General features: G+C 57.7%; 11 protein-coding genes. 4 read left to right on the top strand and 7 right to left on the bottom strand.

Going from position 1 to position 18061, the window contains the following annotated elements; genetic code table 11:
• Positions 1-159 precede the first annotated feature (159 nt).
• Positions 160-918, bottom strand: a complete 759-nt coding sequence (locus AC22LX_RS17715) for an SDR family NAD(P)-dependent oxidoreductase (RefSeq protein ID WP_063447374.1) — start codon at positions 916-918, stop codon at positions 160-162.
• 118 nt (positions 919-1036) lie between these two features.
• Here AC22LX_RS17715 and AC22LX_RS17710 point away from each other — a divergent pair, with 118 nt between their 5' ends.
• From AC22LX_RS17710 to AC22LX_RS17700, 3 genes are all read left to right on the top strand, one after another.
• Positions 1037-1936, top strand: a complete 900-nt coding sequence (locus tag AC22LX_RS17710) for a LysR family transcriptional regulator (protein ID WP_047065933.1) — start codon at positions 1037-1039, stop codon at positions 1934-1936.
• Between the two features lie 107 nt (positions 1937-2043).
• Positions 2044-3075, top strand: coding sequence for an inner membrane protein YhjD (yhjD, locus tag AC22LX_RS17705; protein ID WP_045397187.1), 1032 nt, complete (start codon positions 2044-2046; stop codon positions 3073-3075).
• Positions 3076-3346: 271 nt separating this feature from the next.
• Entirely contained in the window at positions 3347-4669 is a 1323-nt protein-coding gene (locus AC22LX_RS17700; RefSeq protein WP_045397190.1) for an MFS transporter, read from the top strand.
• Positions 4670-4718: 49 nt separating this feature from the next.
• Here AC22LX_RS17700 and AC22LX_RS17695 read toward each other — a convergent pair whose 3' ends face one another.
• Positions 4719-6770 (bottom strand): AsmA family protein, encoded by a 2052-nt coding sequence (locus AC22LX_RS17695; protein WP_213292942.1) that lies wholly within the window; start codon positions 6768-6770, stop codon positions 4719-4721.
• A gap of 194 nt (positions 6771-6964) precedes the next feature.
• Between AC22LX_RS17695 and kdgK the strand changes: the two genes are divergently transcribed.
• Positions 6965-7894 (top strand): 2-dehydro-3-deoxygluconokinase, encoded by a 930-nt coding sequence (gene kdgK / locus AC22LX_RS17690; protein ID WP_045397203.1) that lies wholly within the window; start codon positions 6965-6967, stop codon positions 7892-7894.
• A 235-nt stretch (positions 7895-8129) separates the two neighbouring features.
• On the opposite strand, the gene AC22LX_RS17685 is transcribed toward kdgK, so the two are convergent.
• The 5 genes from AC22LX_RS17685 to bcsZ all read right to left on the bottom strand — a co-directional run bounded on the left by AC22LX_RS17685 (position 8130) and on the right by bcsZ (position 18057).
• Positions 8130-9629 carry a M16 family metallopeptidase gene (locus AC22LX_RS17685; RefSeq protein ID WP_049061124.1) on the bottom strand — a complete coding sequence of 500 codons (1500 nt, stop codon included), beginning with the start codon at positions 9627-9629 and terminating at the stop codon, positions 8130-8132.
• A gap of 209 nt (positions 9630-9838) precedes the next feature.
• Positions 9839-11125: a dicarboxylate/amino acid:cation symporter gene (locus AC22LX_RS17680; RefSeq protein ID WP_015369244.1), complete on the bottom strand. Its 1287-nt coding sequence runs from the start codon at positions 11123-11125 to the stop codon at positions 9839-9841.
• 155 nt (positions 11126-11280) lie between these two features.
• Entirely contained in the window at positions 11281-13287 is a 2007-nt protein-coding gene (hmsP, locus tag AC22LX_RS17675; protein WP_045390812.1) for a biofilm formation regulator HmsP, read from the bottom strand.
• A 196-nt stretch (positions 13288-13483) separates the two neighbouring features.
• Positions 13484-16969, bottom strand: a complete 3486-nt coding sequence (gene bcsC / locus AC22LX_RS17670) for a cellulose synthase complex outer membrane protein BcsC (RefSeq protein WP_045390809.1) — start codon at positions 16967-16969, stop codon at positions 13484-13486.
• Positions 16951-18057 carry a cellulose synthase complex periplasmic endoglucanase BcsZ gene (gene bcsZ, locus AC22LX_RS17665; RefSeq protein ID WP_045390827.1) on the bottom strand — a complete coding sequence of 369 codons (1107 nt, stop codon included), beginning with the start codon at positions 18055-18057 and terminating at the stop codon, positions 16951-16953. The genes bcsC and bcsZ overlap by 19 nt, the downstream gene beginning before the upstream one ends.
• Positions 18058-18061 lie beyond the last annotated feature (4 nt).

The following is an 18061-nucleotide window of genomic DNA, read 5'->3' as shown; positions in this document are numbered from 1 at the left end:
CCTTAATTAAACGGACAGCTAAGCGGAAAATAATATTATTTCCGCCAGTGTAATCCACTCGCAAAAAATCAGCGATATGCATGAGGAAAAAGAGTGTTACGGAATAATAAAACGCACAATATGGTGACGCCCTGCGCCATTATGCGCAGGGCGTTCTCATTACAAAAACATGCCGCCGGAAACCTCAATGCGCTGAGCGTTCATCCAGCCAAGCTCGTCGCTCAGCAACGCGGCGATAGCATCGCCGATATCATCCGGCAGACCGACGCGTCCCAGCGCCGTCTGGGCGGCAATATGCTGGTTAAGCTGGGCATTATCACGCACCGCACCGCCGCCAAAGTCGGTTTCAATTGCCCCGGGAGCGATAATATTGACCGATACCCCGCGCGCGCCGAGCTCTTTGGCCTGATAACGGGTTAATACCTCCATCGCGCCTTTCATCGCCGCATAAGCGGAATAGCCCGGTAGCGCAAAACGCGCCAGCCCGCTGGAGACGTTCAGAATGCGCCCGCCATCTTTAATCAAAGGCAGCAGCTGCTGGGTAAGGAAGAACGGTCCCTTAAAGTGGATGCTCATCAGCTCGTCAAACTGCGCTTCGCTGGTCTCGCTAAACGGCGCGGTCAACCCGATGCCGGCATTGTTCAATAAATAATCGAAGCTATCGCGCTGCCACTTCTCCTTCAGACATTGCGTCAACTGTTGCGCAAAGCCAGCAAAACTGGCGCTATCACCGACGTTCAGCGGTAATGCTGCTGCTTTCGCGCCTGTTTGCTCAATTTCGCCCACCACTTCCAGCGCCGCCTGCTGGTTACTGTGGTAGGTCAGAATAATATCGGTTCCCTTGGCCGCCAGCTTCAGCGCCGCGTTTTTTCCCAGACCGCGGCTGCCGCCGGTCACTAAAGCGATACGTTGTGTCATCAGAAACCTCTTCGTCATTACGTGTGTGTGAATAAAGAGCTTATTAGCAGACGCAGTAACAATAAATGGGCTAAATTACGTTTTACTGTTTCAGTATTAACAACAATAGGCAGTAAGTATGGATAAAATTCACGCAATGCAACTCTTCATCCGCGTCGCGGAGCTGGAGAGCTTCTCTCGCGCCGCCGATACCCTTGGGTTGCCCAAAGGTAGCGTATCGCGACAGATCCAGGCACTGGAAAGCCATCTTGGCGCCCGCCTGCTCCACCGCACCACCCGCCGGGTGCAGCTGACTCAGGACGGCATGGTCTATTACGAACGCGCCAAAGACCTGTTAAGCAATCTCGAAGAGCTGGATGGTATGTTTCAGGGCGATCCGTCGAGCATCAGTGGCCGCCTGCGTGTCGATATGCCGATCAGCGTCGCCAAAAAACTGGTTATCCCGAAACTTCCCGCGTTTTTACAACAGTATCCCGGTATTGAAGTCGAACTGAGCAGTAGTGACCGGCTGGTCGATGTGGTGCGCGAAGGTTTCGACTGCGTGATCCGGGTGGGTACGCTTAAAGACTCGGGACTCATCGCCCGCCCGCTCGGCAAGCTCACGCAAATTAACTGTGCCAGTCCACATTATCTGGCGCGCTTCGGCTACCCGGAAAGCCTCGACGATCTGGCGGATCATGCCCTGATCCACTATGCCAGCAACTTCGGCGCGCGGCAGTCAGGTTTTGAGGTCGTCAGCGACGGCGTCGTGCGCTGGGTCAAAATCGGCGGCGTGTTGACCGTCAATAGCACCGAAACCTACCAGGCCGCCTGTCAGGCCGGGCTCGGCATTATTCAGGTTCCGCGCATTGCGGTACGCGAACCGCTGCGTACCGGCGAGCTGGTTGAGATCCTGCCGCAGTACCGCGCCGAACCGATGCCGGTGTCGATTATCTATCCACATCGGCGTAATCTCTCCCGCCGCGTACATCTCTTTATGGAGTGGCTGGGCGGATTGATGAAAGGTTATGTCGATTAATCGGCGCGGGTCGTCAACACCCGTCGGGCCGATGGGCGCCTGCAAGATGCGTCGTTTAAGGTATACTTTTGGCTGAATATCGCTGTAAAGAAAGGAAGAAATCACTTATGACGCCGGAAAACGACGATCGCCAGCCGCCACAGGAAACGGACCAGCTGCCGGAGAAAAACAAAAGTACGCTCGCCGCCATCAACGATTCCGCCGTTGGGCAGAAAGCTAACCAGGCGCTGAAAACGGTCACCGGAACAGCGGCGAAAGTCCAACGAAATCCGGTGATAGCCCACCTGCTGCGCGCCGCCGAGCGCTTCAATGACAGGCTTGGCAATCAGTTTGGCGCAGCCATTACCTACTTCTCATTCTTGTCGATGATTCCGATTCTGATGGTCTCGTTCGCCGCCGCCGGTTTCGTGCTGGCCTGGCATCCGACCCTGCTGCAGGACATCTTCGATAAAATTCTGCAGAACGTCAGCGACCCGACGCTGGCGGCAACGCTTAAAAACACCATCAACACCGCCGTGCAGCAGCGTACCGCCGTCGGGCTGGTCGGCCTGTTGGTCGCGCTCTACTCCGGTATTAACTGGATGGGCAACCTGCGTGAAGCGATTCGCGCCCAGTCACGCGACGTGTGGGAACGTACGCCGCAGGATCAGGAAAAAATCTGGGTAAAATACTTCCGCGACCTGATCTCGCTGATTGGCCTGCTGGTCGCGCTGGTGATCACCCTGTCGATTACCTCCGTCGCCGGATCCGCGCAGCAGATGATCATCTCCGCGCTGTACCTCGATTATATTGAATGGCTTAAACCCGCATGGCGCCTGATTGGTCTGGCGATTTCCATCTTCGCTAACTATCTGCTGTTTTTCTGGATCTTCTGGCGATTGCCGCGCCACCGTCCACGCCGCAAAGCGCTGTTCCGCGGTACGCTAATTGCGGCGATTGGCTTTGAGATTATCAAAATCGTGATGACCTGGACGCTGCCGGCGCTGGTGAAATCCCCATCCGGCGCCGCCTTTGGTTCGGTACTGGGGCTGATGGCCTTCTTCTACTTCTTCGCCCGTCTGACCCTCTTCTGCGCCGCGTGGATTGCGACCGCAGAGTATAAAGACGATAAGCGGATGCCGGGGAAAACCCACGATTAAAGTCATTATCGGGCTGAATAAAGACGCAAAATTCAGCCCGACCTATCATTTCAGCAGATAAATCCAGTGCGTAACTTTTATTTAACCTAAAACTGGTTTTATTCTCTAATATTTTAATTATGTGAAGCATTTCATAGAAGATATTTTCTCAGGGCGAAAATTATCCGCTTTTTGCCTGTTTTTTGCGCAATGGCGAGTTTTGTTACAGATTGAAATGTCTCTTTTGCTGTGGCTATATGGCTTTTCGTTCGCTCAAAAATAAGAAAGATCTATGCAAGCCACAGCCACTACTATCGACAACGCGCAAGACGCCACGCCGGTTAACTCGCGTAATAAAGTCGTCGTCGCCTCGCTCATCGGCACCGCCATTGAGTTCTTCGACTTCTATATTTACGCCACCGCCGCGGTTATCGTCTTCCCCCATATCTTTTTCCCACAGGGTGATGCCGCCGCCGCGACGCTCCAGTCGCTGGCGACGTTCGCCATCGCCTTTGTCGCGCGCCCGATTGGCTCAGCGCTATTCGGCCACTTCGGCGACCGTGTAGGCCGGAAGGTCACACTCGTCGCCTCGCTGCTGACCATGGGGATATCCACCGTGGTCATCGGCCTGCTGCCGGGCTATGAAAGCATTGGCATTCTGGCGCCGATGCTGCTGGCGCTGGCGCGCTTTGGTCAGGGTCTCGGCCTGGGCGGCGAATGGGGCGGCGCGGCGCTGCTGGCGACGGAAAACGCTCCGCCGCGCAAACGCGCGCTATATGGCTCCTTCCCGCAACTGGGGGCGCCAATCGGCTTCTTCTTCGCCAACGGCACCTTCCTGCTGCTGTCGTGGCTGTTGAGCGACCAGCAGTTTATGGAATGGGGCTGGCGCGTGCCGTTCATCTTCTCTGCGGTACTGGTCATTATCGGTCTGTATGTTCGCGTGTCGCTGCATGAAACCCCGGTGTTCGCCAAAGTGGCGGCGGCGAAAAAACAGGTCAAAATCCCGCTGGGTACGCTGCTGACTAAGCACGTACGCGTAACCGTGCTCGGCACCTTCATCATGCTGGCGACCTATACCCTGTTCTATATCATGACCGTTTACTCCATGACCTTCAGTACCGCTGCCGCGCCGATTGGTTTAGGTTTGCCGCGTAACGAAGTGCTGTGGATGCTGATGATGGCGGTCATTGGTTTTGGCGTGATGGTGCCGGTGGCGGGCCTGCTGGCGGATGCCTTTGGCCGTCGTAAGAGCATGATCATCATCACCACGATGATTATTCTGTTCGCGCTGTTCGCCTTTAAACCGCTGCTCGGTTCCGGCAACCCGCTGCTGGTCTTCGCCTTCCTGCTGCTGGGCCTCAGCCTGATGGGGCTGACCTTCGGCCCGATGGGCGCGCTGCTGCCGGAGCTGTTCCCGACGGAAGTACGTTATACCGGCGCCTCTTTCTCCTATAACGTGTCGTCGATCCTTGGCGCGTCGGTCGCACCGTATATTGCCGCCTGGCTGCAGGGCAATTACGGCCTGCCGGCTGTCGGTATCTACCTGGCGGCGATGGCGGCGCTGACGCTTATCGCCCTGCTGTTGACCCACGAAACCCGCCATCAATCGCTGTAAGCTGCAGGCCCTGACGCTGTTGCCGTCAGGGCCATCACTCATCCCATCCTTACTTTTTCATCTGTGACAAAATCGTCCGGCACTGATTCGCCTCGCCTTCCGCCGGCGAGATCAGCGCCAGTAAAGCGGCCGCCGGCGTAACCAACGTCGCCAACGCTGCCGCCACCGCGCCGCGGGCAATCAGCGGCCCGGCTTTCACCCCGGCATCCGGCGATTTAAATGTGCCGCGCACGTACAGCGGCGAGCGCAGAGTAATCACCCGCAGGCCCTTACTTTCCGGGTCAACGGTCAGATCCAGCTGTTCAGAGGCAAAGCTGGCGGTGCCGGTCACGTTAATCAACGCGTTCTCGGTATCGAAGGCGAAAATTTGCGGTCGCGCCACGCCGTTGACCACATCGATATTAGCCGCCGCACAGTTCACCCGAACCTCCTCATCGCCGAAAATCTGCCCGATGATAAAATTACCGACGTTTAAGCCGAGAATTTCCATCAGGTTGCGGCTAATCAGACCATCATTCATCAGCAGCTTAAGGTTGCCGTTGCTGTTGCCAAGCAGCGCCGCCACCGAGTTACCGCTGCCGCGCAGTTGCACATCGCCGCTCATCTCACCGAGCGTTTTCTGCATCATCTCGACGTTCGGCATCAACGCCTTAAGCTTGAGCCGCCGCGCCTGCAGATTGGCCTCGCCCTGTAGCGGTTTTTTATCGCCCTGCAGATGCACGCTGCCGGCAATCGAACCGTTAGCCAGGCCAAAACGCACCGGCTGCAGGCGCAGGTCGCCGCGTTCAAGAATAATATGGGTCGCCAGGTCGCTGATGGGCAGAGTACCGCCGTGTTCGATTCGCCGCCCCTTGAAGCGCACATCGGCGTCCATCACCTGCCATTTATCCGTCTCAAAGCGATCGGCCGGCAGGACTTTCCCCGCCGGCTGTACGGCATCGCCCGCTTTACGTGATGAGGATTTCTTCGCCCCGCCGCCGGAATCAACGCCAATCAGCGGGCCGAGGTCCGCCAGCCGCAGCTGTTTAGACTCCAGATCGCCGGTGAGCTTCGGTCGCGGTTTGCCGGTAGTATAGGTCAACGAACCGTGGATATCGCTGTCGCCAATCCGGCCGTTAAAATCGCGATAGGCAAAACGCATGCCGTTTTTGTGCTTAAAGTCGGCGCGCAGGCGGCCATCGGTGGAAAAGGACGGCGTTTCCGGCAGCAGGACGCCGGTCAGATCGTAGAGGTCGCGCAGCGAGTCGCCGGCGAATTTCAGCCGCAGATCGAGCCCGCCGACGTTAAGCGGATCGCTGACTGTGCCGCTAAACGCAATCCGGGTGTTACCAGAGTGAAAATCCCCTTGTAGCGGGAACGGCGTACTATTGCTACGCAGCGCCAGCATGCCGCCAATTTTTCCGCTGCCGCTCAGCGGCTGGCCTTTGTAGCGCCCCTTCACCGACAGGCCAAAGATATAGTCGCCGGCTTTTTTCGCCTGCGCTTTGTCGCCCGCACCGGTAACTTCGCTAAACGGCAGCGCTTTGCCGAGCGGATCGACCACGATCGCGATATCGCTGCGGGTTACCTTATCGTCAATACCGATGTTGCCGCGATCGAAGAGAATATTATCAAGGCGGAAAGACCAGGCCGATGGCGGGTTGGCTTTTTCGGAGGACGGGTCCGCAGCTAATTTAAAGGTCCAGTTATTGGTGTTTTCCGTCAGCCTTATCAGCCGGACGTCAGGCTGTTCGAGCTTAATCCACGGCAAATAGACCGTTTTGCTCAGCAGCGCCAGCGGGGCCAGCGTCGCTTCCACGCGCGGCAGATGCACCATCGTCACTTGCGGAATGTCGGGCGGGTTGCCCAACACGATATCTTCGGCATGCACATGCGGCCACGGGATCCAGCTGCGCCAGCCGCGCTCCTCGGGCTGTCGCTCCCACACCACGCCAAGGTCGCCGCGAATGGCGAATGGCCGATTGAGTTCGGCGGAGACTTTCTGATTGATCGTCGGCTTGAGCCGGTTCCAGTCAAAGGTCGCCAACACGATGAAAAAAAGAACGATTAACAGCACAATCGTTCCCGAGATAATAGCAATCGTTTTACGGGTTCTGGTCATCCCCTCTCCGCTCCTTTTGCGTCTCGTCACTCCTCACTATAGTTGAAGAGCGGAGATTCATCCGCCAAATGCGCTTTTCGTCACATTTTGCGCGTCAGGTCAAAAAATAATGGAACGATGTTTTAATATGATTGACCCTGCCGGGTGCCCAGCGCAAACTACCGCTAATTTCGATTCAATTTCAGGTCAGCACTATGTCTAAGAAAATTGCCGTGATTGGCGAATGCATGATTGAACTGTCAGAGAAAAACGCGGCGGTGAATCGCGGTTTCGGTGGCGATACCTTAAACACATCGGTCTACATCGCGCGCCAGACCAGCGCGGATGCCCTTAGCGTGCACTACGTGACCGCGCTGGGCACCGACACCTTCAGCCAGCAGATGCTGGAATCCTGGCAGGGCGAGCAGGTAAAAACCGATCTGATTCAGCGCATGGCTGACCGTCTGCCTGGCCTCTACTACATTGAAACGGACGAGACCGGCGAGCGCACCTTCTACTACTGGCGCAACGAAGCGGCGGCCAAATTCTGGCTCGAAAGCGAGCGCGCGGACGCCATCTGTGAAGAGCTGGCGACCTTTGATTACCTCTATCTGAGCGGTATCAGCCTCGCCATCCTCAGCCCGTCCAGCCGGGAAAAGCTGCTCACGCTGCTGCGCGAATGCCGTGCTAACGGCGGGAAAGTGATTTTCGATAACAACTACCGTCCGCGCCTGTGGGCCAGCCAGCAAGAGACTCGCCAGGTGTACCAGCAAATGCTGGAATGTACCGATATCGCTTTTCTGACGCTGGATGATGAGGATGCGCTGTGGGGAGCGGTACCGGTTGCCGAGGTTATCGCCCGTACCCACGCCGCTGGCGTCGAAGAGGTGGTGGTGAAGCGCGGCGCCGACTCCTGTCTGGTGGCGATTGCCGGCCAGCCGCTGCTGGAGGTGCCCGCGGTGAAGCTGGCGAAAGAGAAAGTCGTCGATACCACCGCGGCGGGCGATTCGTTCAGCGCCGGCTATCTGGCGGTGCGCCTGACCGGCGGCGACGCGGAATCCGCGGCGAAACGCGGACACCTCACCGCCAGCACGGTTATCCAGTATCGCGGGGCGATTATCCCACGCGAAGCGATGCCGGACTGAGCTCCGATTCCCCCTGCTTGCGCTGCGCTTAGCAGGGCTACCAAATCGAACAGTGCTGTAGCCCCGGTAAGCGGTAGCGCCACCGGGGATTTTGAGGCCACCAACCGCGGCAGTTTCAGTAGCCATGGGGACAGAGGTAGAGTTAACAACTCCAGCTCGCAATGGCACGAACCGTAGGCCGGATAAGGCGTAGCCGCCATCCGGCGCAAAAGCGGATCCGCACCCGCTTCCTGTGTTACTGCGCTGGAGGAATATCCGTCGCCTCATTATGCGCATCAGCCGCATCCGGCGTGGCGCTCACCGCCGCAGCGGGCGCTGGCGCCATCAGTTTTTCCCACGTCGCTTTCAGATCCTTCATGTTGTACTCCGGCTCGCCTTTCGGCTGCTGCAGCACCAGCGCCATATCCTGCGATAACTGCTGGCGCAGATACTGGTTCAACATGTCGACCGTCAGTGAGTTAAGGAACTCCTGGCGCAGCTTTTGATACTGCTCCGGCGCGATGTCCACCACCTGATTTTGCAGCGAACGCATGCGTTGGCTAATCAGAATATCGGTATCCGTGCGCGCATAGGTAGCGAACAGCTTTTGCAGTTCGAGGTTTTTCTGCGCAATCAGCGCATCAAACTCTTCCTGCGGCAGGCCGTTGTCGCGCACCTTCGCCAGCTCGCGCGATACCGCGCTCAGGTTGGCGTTCAGGCGTTCGCCCGGCGAGTCAATGTTGATTGCGCACTGGGCGCGCTGGTAAAGCACGCGGCAATCAAAACCGAGGCCGATATCTTTTATGTTGCTTTTGCTCAGGTTCTGCTGCACGTGCCAGAACAGCGCTTCCCGAGCCAGGTCATCGCGCCAGTAGCGCTGCAGCGCGGCGGAATCGCGGATCGGCTGCCATGGGGAATCCCACATGATCGACAGCTTATCCTGACGCACGGCATCGGTCATGATGCTGACCGGCGTAGCCGGCAGAGGTGAAAGCGTTGGCACCGCCGCCGGCGTCTCGCGTTTACCTTTCAGTTCGCCGAAGATTTTGTTGATTTGCTCCGCGACGCTGCGGCTATCGACGTTGCCGACGACAATCAGCGTCATCGCGTCCGGGGTGTACCATTTCTGATAAAATTCTTTCAGCTGTTTAATATCAACCGGTTGTTTCAACGGCGCCGCCGGATCGTGGCCGAGCATCGTCGAGCCCTTCAGGCGATAGCGCCACCAGCCTTCCTGAGTATCCAGCGGCCAGGTCGCCACCATATCGCTGCCCTGCAGCGCATGATTGACCGCTTGCTGGGTGATGCTCAACTTACCGTTAGCATCCGCCAGCCAGTTCAACGCCTCTTTAAGCAGGTCGTTGCGGTTGTTCGGCAGGCTCAGATTAAACAAGGTGAAATCGTACGAAACGATCGCCGGCGGCAGAGGACGCTTCGGGTCAATACTCTGCTGCCACAGCGAACGCGCCTGCATCGTCGGGAGGCTGCCGCTTTGGGTCAGCGCCAGGCGCGGAATGAAATGACTGAAGCCGCTCTGCTGAGTGCTTTCGCTCAGCGAGCCAATATTCACAGCCAGGCGGACTTCGACGCGATCGCTAGGACGCTGCGGCGTGGCCAGTACCTGCCACGAAAAACCGTTCGCCAAAGTCCCCTGTTGCCAGGCCGGGTCCGGCTGGAGCGCTTCTGCCTGCACAGAACCGGCCGTCGCTATCATCAGCAAACCACCGGTTAAGAGTCGAATTTTTGTGCCCTGCATGTGAACCCCTGATGAACATTCCTGGTTACATAGGCAACCCATCGTCGGATTGCCGAAAAAGGTGGTGAATCAAATACGTCGGTTAGACCACGCGAAGGCGAAAATGTCGCATGAAGACGTAAAATAATCATGAGGTATCATTCCCCCAGAAGGGGAATGATACCTAATTTTGCGCAGGAGCCCATAGTTCATGGGCATAACATGAGGAATTACGAGGATAATTCTTGTGATTTGTCCGCGGGAACGCGGTTATTCAACACATCATCGAGCTGTTTGGCATCGAGTTCTTTCACCCATTTCGCGACGACCACGGTCGCCACGCCGTTACCCACCAGGTTGGTCAACGCGCGCGCTTCCGACATAAAGCGGTCGATACCGAGAATCAGCGCCAGACCCGCCACCGGCAGATGCCCCACCGCGGAGATGGTTGCCGCCAGTACGATAAATCCGCTACCGGTAACGCCCGCCGCCCCTTTCGAAGAGAGCAGCAGCACCACCAGCAAGGTGATCTGATGGAAGATATCCATATGGCTATTGGTGGCCTGGGCGATGAACACTGCCGCCATCGTCAGGTAGATGGAGGTGCCGTCGAGGTTAAAGGAGTAGCCGGTCGGTATTACCAGCCCCACCACCGATTTGCGGCAACCCAACTTCTCCATCTTATCCAGCATTCGCGGCAGCGCGGACTCCGAAGAGGAGGTACCGAGCACAATCAGCAGCTCTTCGCGGATATAGCGAATGAACTTGAAGATGCTAAAGCCGGTGGCCCGCGCGATTGAGCCCAGTACCAGCACCACGAACAGAATACAGGTGATGTAGAAGCAGATGATCAGTTGGCCCAGCTGTACCAGAGTACCGACGCCGTATTTACCGATAGTGAAGGCCATCGCCCCGAAAGCACCGATCGGCGCCAGGCGCATAATCATGTTAATGATGCCGAAAATGACCTGCGAGAAGCTTTCAATGACGTTGAAAATCAGCTGGCCTTTGCTACCTAAACGATGCAGCGCAAAGCCAAACAGGACGGCAAACATCAGCACCTGCAAAATATTACCGCTGGCGAAAGCGCCAATTACGCTGCCCGGGATAATATCGAGTAAGAAGGCGACAACACCCTGATCTTTAGCCTGCTCGGCGTAGACCGCCACCGCGTGCGCGTCCAGCGTCGCCGGATCGACGTTCATGCCCGCGCCGGGTTGCACCACGTTGACAATGATAAGACCGATAATCAACGCAATGGTACTCACCACTTCAAAGTAGAGTAACGCCACCGCACCGGTACGACCGACGGCCTTCATGCTTTCCATTCCGGCGATCCCTGTCACAACGGTACAGAAGATAACTGGAGCAATGACCATTTTAATCAGTTTTACGAAGGCGTCGCCGAACGGTTTCATCTGCGCGCCAAGTTCCGGGTAGAAATGGCCCAGCAAAATACCGATGGCTATGGCCGATAAAACCTGGACATAGAGGCTTTTGAAGAGAGAGAGTTTCATAGGGTGTCCTTTGGGAATAACCACAGACAATGAAAGGTTATCTGTGTCTGTGGCTTAAAAATAACACCCTGGAAACATTTCAGAAATAAGTAACCGCGAAGTTGCAACGGAATTGTTAAAATATTTGAGCTGACTCGCACAAACAACTAAAAATGTTACAAACTTGCATCATCCTTTTCAGCGTGCAGGAAGCGCTGCATAAAGCTTTCCAGCGGTAAGGCGCAACCAAACAGGTAACCCTGAGCGATGTCCACCCCCGCCGCTTGCAACCATTTCAGCTGTTCTTCTTTTTCGACGCCCTCAGCGACAATCCGCAGCTTGAGCCCGCGTGCCAGCTGAATTATCGCCGGGACCATGCTGGTATCATCCGGCACCATATCAATAAACGCCTTGTCGATTTTCAGGATATCCACCGGCAGCGATTTCATATGTTGCAGCTGGCGCAACCCGGCATAACCCATGCCGAAATCATCCAGCGCAATGCGCGTACCGGCGTCGCGCAGCGGGCGCAGCAGGGCAATCACCGCCTGCGGATCGTCAAGACGGCGGCTTTCCGTCACCTCCAGCACCAGCGTGCCCGGGGCGATACGGTAGCGTTCAATGAGCGCCAGTAGCTCAACGCCGCGCTCGGGATGCAGCAGTTGCAGGAGAGAGACGTTCACCGACAGCGGCAGCATGATCCCTTGTTGCTGCCAGGCTGCCAGTTGACGGCAGGCTTCTTCCATTACCCAATAACCTACCGGCACCATCAACCCGCAGTTTTCAATACGCTCGATCAGATCGCACGGTAGCGACCAGCTGCCATCGGCCTGTCGCTGACGCAGCAGAACTTCCGCACCGCAAATATCGCCGTTGGCAATATCCACCTGCGGCTGGAACCAGATGGCGAACTGCTGATTATCGAGCGCGGTGAGGATGTCATGCTCTTCCATTAACCGGCGCTGGGCTTTTTCCATCTGCTCAGGGTCAAAGAACTCGATCTGATTTTTACCCTTACGCCGCGCCGTCACCGCGGCGGAAACCGCACGGCGGTAGAACTGCTCGGCATTCAGCTCGCTATTAAACATCGCGATGCCGACGCTGGCGCAAGGGCGCAGCTGGACACCGTGCAGCGGCAATCGCTCGCTAATAGAAGTGAGCACTCGCTTACTTAGCGACACCGCTTCCCAAGGCTCGCTAAGTCCGGGCGCGTAAATGGCGAAATCGTAACCGCTCACCTGCGCCAGTACCATATTGGCCGGGATAACCGCTTTTAGTTTCTCGACCAGCGTTAAGAGCAGCATCTCGCGCTGGCTCTCTTTCAGGACGCCCGCGGCATCTTGCAGGGTTTCACACGCCACCACCAGCAGCGCCGAAGGCTGCGGACGGGTCGCGGTCTGCTCCAGCATCGCCATCAGAAAGGCTTTGTTGGGGAGCTCAGACACCGGAAAACGGGTCGATTGCAGCGATAGCTCATCATACTGGCGCAACAAGGACTGCTGATTGCGGTTGTAGCAGCGCACCAGCATGCCGATTTCATCGTCCTGGTGCAGTCGCGGTAGGCTCAGTTGATGCCCGAGACGATCCTGAGGCGGAATATCGTTGAGCTCGCGAGCGATGGCGCGCAGTGGGCGAACAATCAGTCGGTTGATGCACCAGGTGAGCGCTACCGTTAAAACCAGCACCAAAAGTAAGTAAGTAGTCACTAACGTCGCAAGCGCGCTCATGACGAATTTGTACATGCGATAGGAATCCGCCTGCAGCACCAGATAAGCCAGCGGCTGCGGGTTAGCCGGGCGTTCCAGCGAGTAGATTGGCAGAGATATCTGCACCGGCAGTTCAAACAGGCGAGTGATCATCACCGGCACCGGGCGTTCGGGAATAAAGCGCATCCGCAGCGCCTGGAATTGATTCGGTAGCACCACATCCGCCCGGCTGACGATGCCAGCAGGCTGAATGCGGCCCAGAATGGCTTCCGCTTCGGGAATGTCGGCTTTCAAAATTGCCGCCGACAGCGGTTCGCGAACGGAACGGGCGATACTTTCTAATTGCGTGGCCGTGGTATAGCGACTCTGTTGCACAAAGTGAAACAGTAAAATGGAACAAAAGACCAGGACAAACGCCATGGACACGCTCGCGACCATCGCCATCTGTTTAATTGTAAGTGAGCGGCTGACGCGCAACTGTGTTCTCCACTGAAACTGAACGACTATCCGGCGAGATCCATCACTACCGGTCGTTTTCAGGCTGATTATATACGCAAATTGTTCGCTCTCGCCCGCAAGACGGGTTCTTCCCGAAAGCGGCGGGCGAGGTACGGCGAGTATACGCGAACAGCGGGGTGGATTGGCGATTAGCCGTAGAAATCAGGCTAATCTGCTACCAATCCGCATAAGGCACCAACGGCTGCGGCGGCATATCCATGTCACCCTGCCAACCGGAAGCGGAATAGCGCACGTACAGCAGCGCGTGGCTCGGCGTGTAATCTTTGGCCTGCTGAATATCCACCGCCGCGCCGACAAACCAGTTGCCGGTAACTCGCCGTTCCACCAGCGCCCGTGCGGTATAACCGAAGCCCTGGCTGCTGCCGCCCTCTTCTTTTAGCTGGCTGGCCTCGTAGCGATACTGCGACGGAATCAAATTCAGCAACGGATAGCGCGCCTGAGTTTGCGTGCGCGAATGGGACCATGACACCGAACCGCCGAGTTCCCATGACCAGTTTTCGGTACGCTGACGCCAGATGACCGGCACCGAGAAAGAGAGATACTCCTGCGGGCTGTAGTAACCGCCCTGACCCAGCGTGTAGCCGCTGAGGTCTTTGTCGTAGTGCCAGATCATATTGGTCAGGCCGACGGTCACCCGGCGATTATTTTCATTGATCGCTTTATAGTAGTAACCGGTCATCCAGCGCACGCGCCAGTTGTCCTCGACGTTTTTGCCGGTGAGTTGGTCCGCACCCAACGATGACCAGATGCCGTTCGCCTCGCCTTTATCGTAGCTCAGGCTGATACCGCCGCCGGCGGCGCGTACCCCGCCCCAGGTGGTACCGGTGTGGCCGTCGTTAGGGTTATCTTTTTGCCCGCCGAAGGAGAGCAGCGAGCTGGAAATGGGCCGCCGGTGGACGTTGACGGTATAGCCGACCGGCCCGGCATCGCCGCTATAACTCAGTCCCCCCACGACATCGACCACGTTAAAGCCCATCGGCGTGGTGCCGATATCGCCGCTCCAGGTATCGTTCTTCCAGCCGACCGCCACGCTGGCGCCGCCGTCGCTCTGATTTTTGCTGCCGCCATAGCAGCTAATTTCGCCGCAGGTCCCCCAGCTCGGCGAGTAGCCGCCGTCGCTATTGGTGGAAAACGTCCCGGCGTTCATATTCACCACATCGGTACGGAAGAACATCCGTCCGTCATACAGCGGCGCGTCCACCTGCAGCATGGTGGTGTGCGCTTTGAGGTCTGAATAACCGCCGGTGCCGCTCGATCCCCAGTAGTCGTGCTCAAGGGTAACGTTAAGATCCTGCTGGCGATAAAGATCGGCGGCGTCGCTGCGGATCCCGCGCTTCAGCCAGTCATCCTGGCTATCGTTGCGGGTCAGGCGGGTAAAGGTGTCATTATCCTGCGGGCGAACGCGGGTCACGCCAGAGGCTACCATCGCGTCTTTATAGCTTTCCAGGGCCTGCTGTGGTTGATCGCTTTGCGTCTGGAAGCGCGCGGCATCACGCAGCACCAGCGCGCTTTCCATCGACGGCGGCTGGCTTTTCGCCTGCGGCACGATGCGGTCGAATATTTGTTGCGCGCCCGCGGTATCGTCAAATCCGGCGCGGGCCAGCGCTACCCGGCGCTGCATGTTGATCGATTCCGTATCCGCATCCTTCAACTGCGCGACCTGCGCGCGGGCGGCATTTTTATCGCCCTCGGCAAGATAGACTTCCGCAAGTCCCAGGCGCGCATCGCCATTATCAGCCTGCTGGCTCAGCACCCGATGGTACTGGGCTATCGCCTCTGCGCTATCGCCGCGCTGCTGCGCCCAATCCGCCAATGCCAGATCGTAGCGTACCGATTCCGGCTGCCGTTTAATCAAGGCAATAGCCTGCGCTTCCTGCCCGCTATCGCGAAGTTGGTTGACCTCGCGCATCACTTTGTCGCTTTGCAAACGCCCTTCCAGTTCACGGATATTATCGGTCCACTGTCCGCGCGGCAGCGCGTTAATTTGCGCCAGCGCCGCATCATCCTGATTATTACCGGACAGATAGAGCCCGTAGGCGTAAACCCGTTCGGCATCGCCCGGCTTGCGGTTGGCCATGTTACGCATCAGCGCGTCCGCTTCCGGCCGCTGGCCGGCGCTGACCAGATCTTTCGCCAGCCGATAGGTTATCCACACGCTTTCGGGATCCAACGCCAGACGCCGCCGCTGCACCTCCGCGGCCTGCGCCCAACTGCCCTGGCTTTCCAGCGCTTCAGCCTGTTTTTCCAGTCGGTCGTTAGTGAGACTGCGTTCGATATCATCAATACTGCGCCGCTGACTAGCGGATAGGCTGGCAATATAGGCGCTGGCTTTTTCAGGCGACTCACGGCGATAAACATTCGCCAGACCGCGTACCGCGAGGTTATTGCCGCGATCCATCCGCAGCGCCTGTCGATAGTAGCGCTCGGCAGCGGCGTCATCTTTGCGCGCCGCGGCGACATCGCCTAACCCCAGTACCGCGTAGCTGTCAGTGTTATCCACCCGCTGCGCCTGGGCGTAAGCATTTTGCGCCTGCGCCAGTTGGCCTGCTTTCAGCGCGTTATCACCCTGTTTAATCAACAGCCAATAGCGGTTGGTCTTCAGCAGACTGTCCCACTTATCGCGATTCGGGCTTTTCGGATCCATCGCGATCGCTTTATTGAGCTGCGCCACCGCCCGCACCCGGTCGCCGCGCTGTGAGTAAGCGGCGCCCAGCGCGCCGACGGCATCGCTATCGCGGGCATCGGCGCGTACCGCCTGCTGCAGATCGGCCACCGCCTGCGCCGCATTGCCGGATTTCACCGCCGCCAGTCCTTCGCTTTTAGCGCGGAAGGTCGGATCTTTCAGTTGAGTTTGTTGCTGCGCCAGCAGCAGCCGGGCGTTAGCGGCGGCGGATCCGGCGGGAAACAAGAGCAGGAATCGCTGTAATGCCTGAACGCTGCCGCTGCTGACCGACATAGTTTTAATTTCGCCGAGCCACATATCTGCCGCGATGCCGCGACCTGAAGCCGAACGCGCCATCTGTTCCAGATAGGCGAAGCCTTCCTGCTGCTTGTTATCTGAAAACATCTGCTTCGCCAGCGAGGTCAGCAGAGTGACGTTATCCGGGGTACTGGCATTGAGTTTTTTTAGCTGGCTAACGCCTTCACTATGGCGAGCGGGCAATCGCGCCACCAGCGTCCAGTATTCGATAGCCGCTTCGGTATCCGTCGGGACGCCGCCGAAGAGCTTTTCATAGGCGGCGATGGCTTCATCGACCTTTCCGGCCACGCCGAGCAGGCGCGCCTGCTGCAGCTCTTGCTGTCCTTTGTCTCCGCTGAGATCGATCTCGCTGCGCGTCGCTTTTAATGCCGCTGAGTCAGGGGCCAGTTTCGCCAGCAGATCGAGCTGCTTTTGCGCGCCGGCGGTGTCGCCCTGACGCAGCAGGTAGCGAGCCCGCGCGGCGAGATAATCTGGGTTATTCGGGTCGATCAATTCCAGTCGATAAAGCGACTGACGTACCAGGTCTTCACGGCTGCTCGCCTCGCCGAGACGCACTTGTTCCAGCAGATGCTGCTGCGCAGGGGTATTCGCCGCCTGCGCCAGCGGCAGTAGTGCGAGACCGACAGACAGCGTGATGAAGCTTAGTGAGAACTTGCGCATTCCTGGTTCCAGTCAGGTTGTAATTCGCCACCTGCGGCGAAACGAAAACGATGTTGATCCCACCCCTGGCCGAACAGCGTCAGCACCGCGCTATAGTAGGCATCCGCGTCGGGATAATGATCGGCGACCCGTTGGCGCTGTAGCGCGCGGGCGTCCTCATCTTGTAAAAACGGCAACATGGAAGCGGAGAAACCAACCGGACCCTCACCGGTGGTTTTCCCGCTGGCGATATTGGTTTTTTCCGGCGGCAATCCCTGTTTGATCGTCTGAGTCGCCATCGGTTTGAAACGCGCCAACAGCGGCGCTTTTTGTTTATCGGCGTTATTGAGCATCCCGACCCACAGATAGACGCGAATAGCGTCATAGCTACCAATAATCGGCTTATCGGTTTTCAGCTGCCAGCCGCTGCCTTTCTCATAGCGCACCCAGTCCGGCGAGAAGCCTTTCGGCGCCGTTTCCAGCAGCAGCCGCAGATTGCTGTCGCGGATCTTCGGCCACGGCGCGCCAAAGCGGGTAAAGTAGGTGGCGAGCTGCGGCGGCAGATAGCTTGGATTAAAGCGCCAGCCCTTGTCGTCCGCGAAACCGACTTTCCCCGGCAGTACCGACGGCCCCAGTCCCGGAACATCAGCGACTTCTTCATCGGCAATCCGCGCCAGCAGCGCTTTTCCTACCTCAGTATAGTTATCAACCTTCCACAGGCGTCCGGCTTCCAGCAGCGCCCAGGCAATCCACAAATCAGAATCCGATGCCGAATTGGTGTCCAGCACCGTCCATTCATCCTCGCTCTTTTTCCCCCATAGCCATCCCGGCAGATGGGCGCGCAGATCGCCCTGCGCCAGGTTGTTCTGCGTCCACTGAAATAGCTTATCGAAGCCCTGACGATCGTTGGCCGCCAGGGCGAAGAACAACGCGTAGCTTTGCCCTTCGGAGGTAGTGATTTTGCGCGCATCGCTGGGGTCGATGACTCGTCCTTCGGCGCTGACATACGCTTTTTTAAACTGCTCCCAGGCGGGCCACTGGCAGGCGGCGCTCACCTGCCCCGCCGCCAGCATTAAAACCGAGAGAAGTACCCCACGAAATGCGTTCATCAGC

It is taken from the genome of Klebsiella sp. PK01 (assembly GCF_057624675.1).
This window is presented reverse-complemented; position numbering and strand designations above follow the sequence as displayed.

Bases quoted from the DNA above. Each gene is read 5' to 3' on its own strand.
- AC22LX_RS17715 (WP_063447374.1), bottom strand. From the start codon at position 918: ATGACACAACGTATCGCTTTAGTGACCGGCGGCAGCCGCGGTCTGGGA.
- AC22LX_RS17710 (WP_047065933.1), top strand. From the start codon at position 1,037: ATGGATAAAATTCACGCAATGCAACTCTTCATCCGCGTCGCGGAGCTG.
- yhjD (WP_045397187.1), top strand. From the start codon at position 2,044: ATGACGCCGGAAAACGACGATCGCCAGCCGCCACAGGAAACGGACCAG.
- AC22LX_RS17700 (WP_045397190.1), top strand. From the start codon at position 3,347: ATGCAAGCCACAGCCACTACTATCGACAACGCGCAAGACGCCACGCCG.
- AC22LX_RS17695 (WP_213292942.1), bottom strand. From the start codon at position 6,770: ATGACCAGAACCCGTAAAACGATTGCTATTATCTCGGGAACGATTGTG.
- kdgK (WP_045397203.1), top strand. From the start codon at position 6,965: ATGTCTAAGAAAATTGCCGTGATTGGCGAATGCATGATTGAACTGTCA.
- AC22LX_RS17685 (WP_049061124.1), bottom strand. From the start codon at position 9,629: ATGCAGGGCACAAAAATTCGACTCTTAACCGGTGGTTTGCTGATGATA.
- AC22LX_RS17680 (WP_015369244.1), bottom strand. From the start codon at position 11,125: ATGAAACTCTCTCTCTTCAAAAGCCTCTATGTCCAGGTTTTATCGGCC.
- bcsC (WP_045390809.1), bottom strand. From the start codon at position 16,969: ATGCGCAAGTTCTCACTAAGCTTCATCACGCTGTCTGTCGGTCTCGCA.
- bcsZ (WP_045390827.1), bottom strand. From the start codon at position 18,057: ATGAACGCATTTCGTGGGGTACTTCTCTCGGTTTTAATGCTGGCGGCG.